Genomic DNA, 11,051 nt, shown 5'->3' with positions numbered 1-11,051 from the left:
GCGGAGGCGGGCACGATCGCCGCGACCGGCCGGGGATCACCGTCGCGGGTGACCACGGTGACCGTGTCGGTCAGCTCGGCCAGGGCGACGAGTTGGGTGAGCCGGGTGCGGACCTCTCGCAGCGGCAGGGCGCGCGGCGGGTCGGTCCGGTGGGCCAGGGCGGGGGCAGCCATGGACGCATGTTGACGTCCGGGTACGACAAAACCTCGGTCGAGCGCGGCCGGGGGCCGGGAGGCGGCGTGGGTCAGGCCGTCCACTCTGGAGCCAGCACCGACCAGATCTCCAGGTCGATCCGCCCGCCGGGACCGGGGAGGACCTGGCGGAGCGTATCGTCGCGGCGCATCCCGAGGCGGCGGGCGACGGCGATGCTGGGGGCGTTGGCCGCGTTGGTGTGCCACTCCACCCGGTGGATGCCGCGCTCCCGGATCGCCCAGTCGATGATCCGGCGGGCGGCGAGCGTGGCCAGGCCGCGGCCCTCCGCGCCCGGCTCCAGCCAGCAGCCGGCCTCGCAGACCCCGGTCGTCACGTCGAAGGACACGAAGAGCACACCGCCGACCAGCGTGCCGTCGAGCCAGATGCCCCAGATGCCGCCGCCGTCCCGCGCCCACCGGTCGGCGTAGTTCTGCAGCACCCGGCGCGCGGACGCAGGGTCGGTGGCGACGAAGGACGGCGACACCCACGGGGCGATGTGCTTCCGGCACCGGTCGAGGTTGGCCAGGAACTCCTCGGCCCGCCAGGGGTCGAGCGGACGCAGCTCGGCGTCAGGGGTCAGGGCGATCGCGAACACGGCAGCAACCTAACAGCCCGAGCGCCCGCACAGCGGCCGGGCGGGCTGGGCGGGCAGGCAGGGCTGTTCCTGGTCACTGCCGACGACCTGATGACGTAGCGGGATCGGCTGAGGGCCGGCGGATGCCGGTGATTCATCTGCGTCATCAGGTTCGTAGCGCAGGTGGGTGCCTTGTCCGGCCGGCTCCGGGAACCGGGCCCACCACGAGCGACGCGACCATCGAGCGACGCCGGGATCGCCCGAGCCGGCGGGCGCGGGCGTGCCGTCAGGGCCGCATCTCGTACGTCCCGGCGAGGCGGCCACCCGCCGCCAGACCCGGGCGGTGCGCTCAGCGTCGCGCACCGGGCGTCGGACGTGGGCCAGCGCCCAGGCGGCCTGCTCCTCCGTGGTGGCCGCCTTGCCGTGCAGCTCGGTGGCGTGGGCGGAGAAGTCGCGGACCAGCAGGTCGAAGATCTCGTCCAGCACGTCGCCGTCCAGCCCGGTCAGCTCCGCCTGCTCCAGGATGAGGTGGCCGTAGACGACCAGGGCGAAGAGCTGGCCGAGGGCGAGCAGGAAGTCCAGGTCCCGCTGCTGTGCCTCGTCCGGGGCGTGCGCGGCGAGCAACGCGCAGAGCCCGTCGGCCTGCTCCCGGAACCGGGCCACGTTCGGCACCGCGGCGTGCGCGTCGTACGCGGCGCGCCAGTCGTGGAAGCGGATCGCGCCGAGGCCGCGGGCCGGGCCCTGCCGGAACAGGAACTCGTCGTCCGTCGGGTCGTGCCGGGTGGGCACCGGGGGAAACTCCGCCGGCTGGAACAGGTAGTTCGCCATGAACTTGAGGATCAGCGCCAGGTTGACGTGCACCGTCCCCTCCAGCTTCGGCAGGCCCCGGATGTCCCTGGCGGCCTTGTCGAAGTAGGTGTCCGCCTCGAAGCCCTTCGCGGCGATCACGTCCCAGAGCAGGTCGATGACCTTCTCGCCCTCGGTGGTGACCTTCATCTTGGTCATCGGGTTGAACAGCAGGTAGCGCCGGTCGTCGGGGCCGGCCGAGCGGAAGTAGTCGACCGCCCGGTCGCTGAACAGCTTCATCGCGACCAGGCGGGCGTACGCGTCGGTCAGCTCGCGGCGGACGTGCGGGAAGTCGGTCACCGGGCGGCCGTACAGGACCCGGTTGTGGGCGTGGGTGACCGCCTCGTACATGGCGTGCTCGCAGATGCCGATGGAGGCGGTGCAGAGGTTGAACTTGCCGACGTTGACGGTGTTCAGCGCGGCGTCGAAGGCGGCCCGGCCGGTGTGCAGCAGGTCCTCGGCGCGGACCGGGTAGTCGTCCAGCCGGAACTCGCTGACGTACATCTGCGCGTTCACCACGTTGCGGACCAGCCGGTACGCGGGGGGCCGGCTGTCGGCGGCGAAGAAGACGTACCCGTCGGGACCCTCGACGTCGGCCCGGCGGCCGAAGACGGAGACCAGCCCGGCGACGTTGCCGTTGCCGATGTAGTACTTGCCGCCGGTGGCCCGGAAGCCGCCCGCGCCGTCGGGGGTGAGCACCATGTCGGTGGAGTAGATGTCGGCGCCGTGCGGGCGCTCGGAGAGCCCGAAGGCCATCACGTGGCCCTCGTCGAGCAGTTGGGCCGCACGGGCCCGGGCGGCGGCGTTGCCGCTCTGCCAGACCGGGCCGAGGCCGAGGACCGTGACCTGCCAGGTGTACCAGTAGCCGAGCCCGTAGAAGCCGAGGATCTCGCTCAGCGCCGCGTTGCGCGCGGTGTCCCAGCGCTTGTCCGGGTGGCCGTCGCCGTCCGCCGCCGGGGTGAGGAAGGTGGCGAAGAGCCCCTCCTTGGCGGCGAAGTCGAGGAAGTCGCCGTACCAGTCGCGCCGGTTGTAGCCGTCCACGAGCGCCCGCTTGCCGCGAGACTCGAACCAGTCGACGGTGGCCCGCAGCAGCCGGCGGGAGGGCTCGTCGAGGTGGGTGGGGTCGTAGCTGTGCGGGTTGAGCAGCAGCGGGTCGGTCACGGGGTCGCCTTCCTGGTCGGGGGGTCGAGGTCGCGGAGGGTGGCCAGGACGTCGTCGAGCCAGGCCAGCACCATCCGCTCGTACGCGATGCCGCCGCGCAGCACGACGTGCTGGAGCGACTCGCGGGCGTCCAGCGCGTCGGGGTCCGGGAAGTCGCGGCGCTCGCCGGCCAGGTAGCCGGCGAGGGTGGCCTCGTGGTCGGCGCGGTACCGCTCGACCTCGGTGGCCAGCGCGGCGCGGCCGGCGGGGTCGTCGAACGCGGCGCCGCGGATCTTGACGGCCAGCTCGTGCCGGACCGCCTCGGGTTGTACCGGGGCGCGCAGCCAGGTGACCAGCGCGGCCCGGCCGGCCGGCGTGGCCGACCAGACCTTCTTGTCGGGCAGTCCTTCCTGGCCGACCTCCTCGCCCGCGATCCAGTCGTCCGCCGCCATCCGCTTGAGCACCCGGTAGATCTGCTGGTGGGTGGCGGTCCAGAAGCGGCCGATCGAGCGGTCGAAGCGGCGGGCCAGCTCGTACCCGGAGGCGGGCTGCTCCAGCAGCGAGACCAGGATGGCGTGCTCCAGCGACATGCCAGCATCTTGCTATGCAACTCGTTGCATAGCAAGGCCGGGTTCAGATGATGAAGTGCGTCCAGTAGGTCAGCCAGACCACGAAGAGCGCTCCCTGGAGCAGCGCCAGCGCGGCGGTCAGCCAGGTGTCGAGGGTGGCCCGGCGGGCCCACCGGGCCAGCACCAGGCCGACCGGGAACGCGGCGAGCAGGTAGCGCAGCAGGCTCTTGTGCACCGGCGGGCCCATCGACAGCGGCACCAGCACCACGATCGCCGTGTAGACCAGGTACGGCAGCTCGGCCCAGCGCAGCCCGGCCACGACGACCACCAGGACGGCCACGGCGCACCAGACCCGCAGGGCGTCGGCGCTGTTGTCCCCGGTCAGCGCCGCGTAGGCCACCCGGAACGGGTTCTGCACGCTGATCCCCCAGCCCTTCTCCTGGGCGTGCTTGTACGCGTACCAATCGCCGGACTGCCAGCGGCAGAACGCCATGAAGGTCAGCCAGCCGGCCGGTACGAGCAGCAGCGGCCAGCCCCGCCGCAGGTACCGCCCCAGCGTGCGGGGGTCCAGCCGGTATCCGTGCTGGCGCAGCAGGACCAGCGCGAGGGGAACCACCACCAGGAAGCCGACCGAGCGGCTCAGCGCCAGGAGGTAGCCGACGATCCCCACCAGCAGCCAGCGGCGCCGCTCGGCGTACCAGAAGGCGGCCAGCGCGAGGCAGAGGAAGAGCGACTCGGTCAGCGCCGCCTGGAACAGGAAGGCGGTCGGCAGGAGCAGCAGGTAGCGGACGAAGCGCCGACCCGCCGCCGGGTCGTCGCCGCCCGCCGCGCCATCCGCCGGTCCGCCCGCCGAGCCGGACCCGAGCAGGCGGGCGCCGAGCTGGTGGGCGTAGTAGAGCTGGAAGATCAGGGCGAGGTTGCTGACCAGCAGCAGGGCCCACGCGGTGTGCCCACCCAGCAGCGGCGCGAGCGGGCGGGCCAGGAACGGATACAGCAGCGGGAAGCCGAAGTCCCGCCAGGGCCGGTCGAGCGGGAGCTGGGCCAGGTGGTCGTAGAGGAACGAGTCCCAGGCGAACCAGAGCGAGATCCACCGGTACGGCGAGACGGCGTCCTGCTGGACGCGCATCATCACCTCGTCGGCGGGCGGCGCGCCGGGCACGCCGTCCCAGGCGCTCAACGCGATCACGCCGACCAGGCTGAGCACGACCTTCGAACCGACGAAGACCGCCAGCACGAACCCCCACGGGGCGGGCACCCGGGCGGCGAGCCCGGACAACCTCCGGCCGGTGCGACGCAGCCGGCCCTCCGCTTCCGGCCGGTCCATGGCGGGCGCGTCGGCCGCGCCGGCCCGCCGCCCGTCCACCATCCGTCCCCCACGCGTCGCCCCCGCCCGCGACCGCCCGGGGCCGCGAACCGTCGCCCGGCATCCCCGTTTCACGGCCGTTGACACCTGCCCGGCAGTGATCGTCTGGCGCGGCGGGCCGCGGGGCGGCTGGCTGGCCGGGGACCGGCGAGATTCGCGCCGCACCGGAAGGTGAAATCGGGGGCAGGCCGGGTAACCGCGCTGCCGCAACTGACCGGACGGCGGCGGAGGGCTCGGACAGCATGGGCGAGAAGAACGGCACCGTCGTGATCGGCGCCGGACCGGCGGGGCTGACCGCGGCGTACGAGCTGCTCCGGCACGGCGAGCCGGTCCGGGTCTTCGAGGCCGACGACGTGGTCGGCGGGATCAGCCGCACCGTGGAGCGGGACGGCTGGCGTTTCGACATCGGCGGGCACCGGTTCTTCACCAAGGTGTCCCGGGTCGAGGACTTCTGGCACGAGATCCTGCCCGACGAGGACTTCCTGCTCCGGCCGAGGATGAGCCGGATCTACTACCGGGGCGCGCTCTACGACTACCCGCTCAACGCCGCCAACGCGCTGCGCAACCTGGGCATCGTCGAGGCGTTGCGCTGCGTCGGCTCGTACGGGCGGGCCCGGCTGCGGCCACCGAAGGACCAGTCGCACTTCGAGGGCTGGGTGTCGGCCCGGTTCGGCTGGCGGCTCTACTCGAAGTTCTTCAAGACGTACACCGAGAAGGTCTGGGGGATGCCGGCCGACCAGTTGCAGGCCGACTGGGCCGCGCAGCGGATCAAGAACCTGTCGTTGTCCAAGGCGGTGCTCAACGCCCTGCTACCGAGGCGCAACCGCAAGGACGTGACCAGCCTGATCGAGGAGTTCCAGTACCCGAAGTTCGGGCCCGGGATGATGTGGGAGCGCTGCACCGAGCAGGTGGAGAAGCGGGGCGGCTCGGTGCGTACCGGAACCCCGGTGACGGCCGTGCACCGCGACCCGGCGGCGCGGCGCGCCACCGGCGTGACGGTGGCCGACGCGGCCGGGGAACGGACCGAGCCGGCCGACCATGTGATCTCGTCCATGCCGATCTCCGCGCTGGTCCACGCGCTGTGCCCGGCCGCCCCGCCCGAGGTGCGCGCCGCGGCCGACGACCTGCGCTACCGGGACTTCCTGACCGTCGCGCTGGTCGTGCCCGAGGAGTTCTCGTTCCCGGACAACTGGATCTACGTGCACGACCCGGCGGCGAAGGTGGGACGGATCCAGAACTTCGGCTGCTGGTCGCCGTACCTGGTCAAGGACGGGCGCACCTGCCTGGGGCTGGAGTACTTCGTCTTCGAGGACGACGAGATGTGGCGTACCCCCGACGAGGATCTGGTCGCCCTCGCCACCGCGGAGCTGGAGCGGCTCGGCCTGGTCCGGCCCGGCTGCGTGGAGGCCGGCCACGTCGTCCGGATGCCGAAGGCCTACCCGGTGTACGACGAGCGGTACCAGCACAACGTGGACGTGATCCGGGACTGGCTGGCCCGCGAGGTGCCGAACGTGCACCCGGTCGGGCGCAACGGCATGCACCGCTACAACAACCAGGACCACTCGATGCTGACGGCGATGCTGACCGCCGAGAACATCGCCCACGGCGCCGGGCACGACGTCTGGACGGTCAACGTGGAGCAGGACTACCACGAGCAGAAGACGTCCTCCCCGACCGGCGGCGGGCGGCACGGCACCGGACGGGACGCGCCGATCGTGCCCGCCCACCCCGACGGGCTCCGACGGGTGGCCACGCTGCGGGCGGCCACCCCCACCCCCACGTCGGCGCACCGACCCTGAGCCGGTAGGGACGCGCCCGCTGGGCCGGGTAACGGGTGGACGTGAGCGTGGTCATAACGGCTGGACGGCCGGGGTGGCGCTGCTGCTAGCCTTCTCGGCAGGTCATGAGCGCCAGCGTCAAGCCCCGGCTCGCTGGCCGGCAACCCTCCTCCGCGGTGGGGTGCCCCGGGTGAAGACCAGGCACCGGCAGCACGCCGGTGCAAGCGTGGCCTGGTACTCAGGTCATCACCGACCCGAGGGAACCATGTCTGCTCACTCTCGCGCCCCGCTCGCCGACCATGTCGCGTACCCGGCCGGCTTCGCACTGGTCAAGCGCCGGCACGTCGACCTGATGCGGGTGTGCAGCGACGCCTGTCGCCGCGCCGACGCGCGCTGAGCGCCACCACCCCCCTTTCCTCGAACCACCCACTCCGGCTCGCCCGCCCCCGGGCCTGCCGTCGGCGGCGTGCGCCCACGCCGCCATCCGACCCAGGAGACACCTGTGCGATTCCTTCCCGCCCTGACCCGCGTCGCCGCGCTCGGTGCCGCCGCCGTCCTCGCCGCGACCGGCCTCACCGCCTGCGGCGACGACGCCGCCACCGGCAAGGCCGCCAACCCGTACGGCCTGCTCCAGCCCGGCGTGCTGCGGGCCGGCACGCTCACCGACGCCCCGCCGAACGTGTACCTGAAGGACGGCAAGTTCACCGGCTTCGACAACGACCTGCTCACCGCGGTCGCCGCCAAGGTGGGGCTGAAGGTGGAGTTCGTCGGCACCGACTTCTCGGCGCTGCTGTCGCAGGTCAACAACCGCAAGTTCGACGTGGGCAGCTCGTCGATCACCATCACCGAGGCGCGGAAGAAGACCGTGGACTTCGGCAACGGCTACGACTTCGGCTACTTCGGACTCGACGTGCCGGCCGGCTCGCCGATCACCGGCTTCGACCAGCTCGCCGGCAAGCGGGTGGTGGTCGTGCAGGGCACCGTGCAGGACGACTACGCCACCGGTAAGAACCTGAACCCGGTGCGGGTGCCCGACTACAACGGCGCGATCAACCAGCTCAAGGCCGGCACCGCCGACGCCTGGATCGCCCCCGCCGAGATCGGTGACAAGTCGGCCGCGGACAGCAACGGCAAGATCACGGTGGCGACCAAGCAGCTCAGCCCGGCCCCGACCGCGTACGCGGTGGCGAAGGGGAACGACAAGCTGCGCGAGGCGCTGAACAAGGGCCTCGACGAGGTCATCGCCGACGGCACCTGGACGAAGCTTCAGGCGCAGTACTACCCGGGCCGCCCGATCCCGGCCGACTTCAAGCCCGGCAGCGGCACGGTCGCCGTCCCGGGCCCGGCGGCGCCGTCGGCGTCGGCCGCTTCCTGACGTACGCGAACACGAGCGAGCGGGGCGGTAGGAGATTCCGATGGATCCGTTGAGCACCCTGTGGGAGACCTTCTTCGACTGGGACTCCATGCGCGAGGCGCTACCCGACATGCTGACCGTCGGGTTGCCCAACACGCTGATCCTGGCGGTCTCCGCCGCCCTGCTCGGCTCGCTGCTGGGCATGCTGCTGGCGATCGCCGGCATCTCCCGTAGCCGCTGGCTGCGCTGGCCGGCCCGGGTCTACACCGACATCTTCCGCGGCCTGCCCGCCGCCGCGACCATCCTGCTCATCGGCGTCGGCCTGGCGCCACTGGGCATGGAGGTCTGGGGCCCGAACCCCTACCCGCTGGGGATCCTGGCGCTGTCGCTGATCGCCGCCGCGTACATCGGTGAGATCTTCCGGGCCGGCATCCAGAGCGTCGAGGCGGCGCAGCTGGAGGGGGCCCGGGCGCTCGGCTTCTCCTGGGGCGAGGCGATGCGCCTGGTGATCGTCCCGCAGGGCGTCCGGCGGGTGCTGCCGGCCTGGGTGAACCAGCTGATCGCCCTGATCAAGGACTCCAGCCTGGTCTACTTCCTCGGCCTGCTGGCCAGCCAGCGGGAGCTGTTTCGGATCGGGCAGGACTACGCGGCGAACACCGGCAACCAGTCCGCCCTGCTGCTGGCCGGCCTGTTCTACCTGGCATTGACCGTGCCGCTGACCCACGCGGTCAACTGGATCGACCGGCGCCTGCGCCAGGGTCGCGCGGTCACCGTCGACCCCGACGACGACGGCGGGCTGGCCGTGGCCGGCCAGGTCGCCCTGCCCCCGGAGACCGCCGCGCCGCAGCGAGAGGACCAGCGATGACGACCACCACCACCGGCACCACGACCTCGGTCAGCCTCGGCGTCCGGGACGTGCACCTCGCCTTCGGCGCGAACAGGGTGCTGCGCGGCGCCGAACTGGACGTGGCCCGGGGCGCGACGGCCTGCGTGATCGGCCCGTCCGGCTCCGGCAAGTCCACCCTGCTGCGCACCATCAACCGCCTTATCGAGCCGGACTCCGGCGACGTCCTGCTCGACGGCCGCAGCGTGCTGCGCGACGACCCGGACGCGCTGCGACAGCGGGTCGGCATGGTGTTCCAGCAGTTCAACCTCTTCCCGCACATGACCGTGCTGCGCAACATCACCCTCGCCCTGCGAAAGATCAGGAAGCTCTCCGAGGACGAGGCGATGCAGGTGGCCCGGACCCAGCTCGACCTGGTCGGGCTGGCCGCCAAGGCCGACTCCCGTCCCGCGCACCTCTCCGGCGGTCAGCAGCAGCGGGTGGCCATCGCCCGCGCCCTGGCCCTGCAACCGCAGGTGATGCTCTTCGACGAGGCGACCTCGGCGCTCGACCCGGAGCTGGTGAAGGGGGTGCTCGGGGTGATGGCCGACCTCTCCGCCGCCGGCATGACCATGGTAGTGGTGACCCACGAGATGGGCTTCGCCCGCGAGGTCGCCGACATGGTGGCCTTCATGGACCACGGCGTGGTCCTCGAGGCCGGCGAGCCGGCCGCCATCTTCGAATCCCCCGAGCACCCCCGGCTGCGCCGCTTCCTCGCCCAGGTGCTCTAGCCCCTGCCGGCGCTCGCCGAGGCGGTCCACATCGGCGCCGAGCTGCTCGGGTCCGACCCACCCCCGTGCCTGGTGAGCGGTTCCCGATTGGGCGGCATCCGCAGCCGGAGCTCAGGCCTCGGGGCAGCGGTCGGAGAGGGCGTACCGGGTCAGCACCACGTCGCCGATCTGGCGGACCTCCAGCACCCGGGCACGCCGTCCGGGGTGCCAGGGGAAACTGCCGTCCCCGACGAAGCGCGGCGCCCGGCCGTCGCCGACGAAGAACGGCGCGACCACCAGGTGCAGCTCGTCGGCGAGTCCGGCGCTGAGGAACTGCGCGTGCACAGTGCCGCCGCCCTCGACCATCAGCCGGCGTACGCCCCGGGCGGCCAGGTCGGCAAGCAGCGTACCGGGACCGGCCGGCTCGCCGGCGTCGACCACCGTCGCCACCCCGCCCAGCCGCTCCCGGGTCTTCTCCAGCGCGCCGCTCGGGCAGTACACCAGCTTCGTCGCCTCGCCCATGGTGAAGAAGCGGGCCGCCGGGTCGAGGTCCCCGCTGGCGGTGACCGTGACCTTCGCCGGGGACGGCGGGAGGCCCCGGGCCACCCGCTCGGCCCGGCGCCGGTCGGAGCGCACCAGCAGCCTCGGGTCGTCCCGGCGGACGGTGACCGCGCCGACCAGGATGGCGTCGCAGCCCGCCCGGACCGCGTCGATCCGGTCCAGGTCGTCGGCGTTGGACAGCAGCAACCGCTCGGCCGAGGCGTCGTCGATGTACCCGTCGATCGACATCGCGCAGCTGAGCAGCACGTACGGCCGGCCGGTCACGGCACGAACGGGAGGTCGAGGGCGTGGTCGCCGCGGCGGACCTTCGCCGCCAGGTAGCCGGCGTTGGCCGGGGACAGGTGCACGCCCGTCGGCACCCGCTCGGCCACCGTCACGCCGAACCGGTCGAGCTGGTCGGCCTTGTCCGGGTTGTTGCTGAGCAGGGCGACCCGGGACACGCCCAGCGCGGCCAGCATCTGCGCGGCCACCCGGTAGTCGCGCTCGTCGGCGCCCCGGCCCAACGCCAGGTTCGCCTCGTAGGTGTCCAGGCCGGCGTCCTGCAGGGCGTACGCGTCGAGCTTGGCGTACAGGCCGATGCCGCGCCCCTCCTGCCGCAGGTAGAGCAGGAAGCCGTCGGCCTCGGCGATGCGCTCGACGGCCTCCCGCAACTGCGGGCCGCAGTCGCAGCGCTGGCTGCCGAAGACGTCCCCGGTCAGGCACTCGCTGTGCGGCCGCACCAGGGGCGGCGGACCGCCGGTGGCCTGCCCGTCCAGGGTCGCCGCCCAGTCACCGAGGCCGAACGCGAGATGCTCCCGGCCGTCCACCAGCCCGTCGAACGAGAAGACCCGGGCGTCCGTGACGTACCCGTCGGGGAACCGCAGCGGCACCGTCACCTGGGTCCGGACCGTCGCAGCCGGCAGCGCTTCGTCCATTGCTCTGCTTCCTACTTCTTGCTCATTGCTGAGCGGTTCGGATAGTTCGCTCTCCGCCCGAGGTTGGTCGGGCTGGAGTCCTGGACCGGCAGTCTGGTCCGGTGGCGATCGGTCCTGTCCTGCAGGATCTGCTTCACCTTGTGGTGTGGGGTGTGCAGGGCGATGTC

Annotated in this window: 11 protein-coding genes and 1 riboswitch; of the genes, 5 read left to right on the top strand and 6 right to left on the bottom strand. The window is 72.4% G+C overall.

Going from position 1 to position 11,051, the window contains the following annotated elements; genetic code table 11:
- Positions 1 to 244: 244 nt before the first annotated feature.
- Genes JNW87_RS27150 through JNW87_RS27135 form a run of 4 tightly spaced genes read right to left on the bottom strand, consistent with a single transcriptional unit; the run spans position 245 to position 4,687 of the window.
- Entirely contained in the window at positions 245 to 787 is a 543-nt protein-coding gene (locus JNW87_RS27150) for a GNAT family N-acetyltransferase (RefSeq protein WP_109800765.1), read from the bottom strand.
- A gap of 9 nt (positions 788 to 796) precedes the next feature.
- Positions 797 to 2,773: an acyl-CoA dehydrogenase gene (locus JNW87_RS27145; protein WP_238454659.1), complete on the bottom strand. Its 1,977-nt coding sequence runs from the start codon at positions 2,771 to 2,773 to the stop codon at positions 797 to 799.
- The gene (locus tag JNW87_RS27140) at positions 2,770 to 3,342 is read right to left on the bottom strand and encodes a PadR family transcriptional regulator (protein ID WP_109805262.1); all 573 of its coding nucleotides are present in this window, start codon (positions 3,340 to 3,342) and stop codon (positions 2,770 to 2,772) included. Before JNW87_RS27140 ends, JNW87_RS27145 begins: the two co-directional genes overlap by 4 nt.
- Positions 3,343 to 3,385: 43 nt before the next feature.
- Complete coding sequence (locus JNW87_RS27135) at positions 3,386 to 4,687, bottom strand: hypothetical protein (RefSeq protein WP_236648496.1); 1,302 nt, start codon at positions 4,685 to 4,687, stop codon at positions 3,386 to 3,388.
- A gap of 239 nt (positions 4,688 to 4,926) precedes the next feature.
- Here JNW87_RS27135 and JNW87_RS27130 point away from each other — a divergent pair, with 239 nt between their 5' ends.
- From JNW87_RS27130 to JNW87_RS27115, 5 genes are all read left to right on the top strand, one after another.
- On the top strand, positions 4,927 to 6,483 hold the full coding sequence (locus JNW87_RS27130; protein WP_238454658.1) for an NAD(P)/FAD-dependent oxidoreductase: 1,557 nt from the start codon (positions 4,927 to 4,929) through the stop codon (positions 6,481 to 6,483).
- A gap of 100 nt (positions 6,484 to 6,583) precedes the next feature.
- Positions 6,584 to 6,695: riboswitch (SAM riboswitch) on the top strand.
- 32 nt (positions 6,696 to 6,727) lie between these two features.
- Positions 6,728 to 6,859 carry a hypothetical protein gene (locus JNW87_RS39805; RefSeq protein WP_255544393.1) on the top strand — a complete coding sequence of 44 codons (132 nt, stop codon included), beginning with the start codon at positions 6,728 to 6,730 and terminating at the stop codon, positions 6,857 to 6,859.
- Between the two features lie 105 nt (positions 6,860 to 6,964).
- Entirely contained in the window at positions 6,965 to 7,837 is an 873-nt protein-coding gene (locus JNW87_RS27125) for an ABC transporter substrate-binding protein (RefSeq protein WP_238454657.1), read from the top strand.
- Positions 7,838 to 7,877: 40 nt separating this feature from the next.
- Positions 7,878 to 8,681 (top strand): amino acid ABC transporter permease, encoded by an 804-nt coding sequence (locus tag JNW87_RS27120; protein WP_109805612.1) that lies wholly within the window; start codon positions 7,878 to 7,880, stop codon positions 8,679 to 8,681.
- A complete protein-coding gene (locus JNW87_RS27115) occupies positions 8,678 to 9,430 on the top strand; it encodes an amino acid ABC transporter ATP-binding protein (RefSeq protein WP_109805611.1) in 753 nt (250 codons plus the stop codon). Before JNW87_RS27120 ends, JNW87_RS27115 begins: the two co-directional genes overlap by 4 nt.
- 111 nt (positions 9,431 to 9,541) lie before the next feature.
- Here the strand turns inward: JNW87_RS27115 and JNW87_RS27110 are convergent, their stop codons facing one another.
- Together JNW87_RS27110 and ribA are read right to left on the bottom strand one after the other, a co-directional pair.
- On the bottom strand, positions 9,542 to 10,234 hold the full coding sequence (locus tag JNW87_RS27110; RefSeq protein ID WP_109805610.1) for a dihydrofolate reductase family protein: 693 nt from the start codon (positions 10,232 to 10,234) through the stop codon (positions 9,542 to 9,544).
- Positions 10,231 to 10,884: a GTP cyclohydrolase II gene (ribA, locus tag JNW87_RS27105; protein WP_109805609.1), complete on the bottom strand. Its 654-nt coding sequence runs from the start codon at positions 10,882 to 10,884 to the stop codon at positions 10,231 to 10,233. The genes JNW87_RS27110 and ribA overlap by 4 nt, the downstream gene beginning before the upstream one ends.
- Positions 10,885 to 11,051: the final 167 nt, after the last annotated feature.

Origin of the sequence: Micromonospora sp. ATA51 (genome assembly GCF_016802855.1) — a bacterium.
Lineage (GTDB): Bacteria > Actinomycetota > Actinomycetes > Mycobacteriales > Micromonosporaceae > Micromonospora > Micromonospora sicca.
This window is presented reverse-complemented; position numbering and strand designations above follow the sequence as displayed.

What these genes read in the sequence shown, in the direction of transcription:
- JNW87_RS27140 (WP_109805262.1), bottom strand. Translation starts at nt 3,342, where the DNA reads ATGTCGCTGGAGCACGCCATCCTGGTCTCGCTGCTGGAGCAGCCCGCC.
- JNW87_RS27135 (WP_236648496.1), bottom strand. Translation starts at nt 4,687, where the DNA reads ATGGTGGACGGGCGGCGGGCCGGCGCGGCCGACGCGCCCGCCATGGAC.
- JNW87_RS27130 (WP_238454658.1), top strand. Translation starts at nt 4,927, where the DNA reads ATGGGCGAGAAGAACGGCACCGTCGTGATCGGCGCCGGACCGGCGGGG.
- JNW87_RS39805 (WP_255544393.1), top strand. Translation starts at nt 6,728, where the DNA reads ATGTCTGCTCACTCTCGCGCCCCGCTCGCCGACCATGTCGCGTACCCG.
- JNW87_RS27120 (WP_109805612.1), top strand. Translation starts at nt 7,878, where the DNA reads ATGGATCCGTTGAGCACCCTGTGGGAGACCTTCTTCGACTGGGACTCC.
- JNW87_RS27115 (WP_109805611.1), top strand. Translation starts at nt 8,678, where the DNA reads ATGACGACCACCACCACCGGCACCACGACCTCGGTCAGCCTCGGCGTC.
- ribA (WP_109805609.1), bottom strand. Translation starts at nt 10,884, where the DNA reads ATGGACGAAGCGCTGCCGGCTGCGACGGTCCGGACCCAGGTGACGGTG.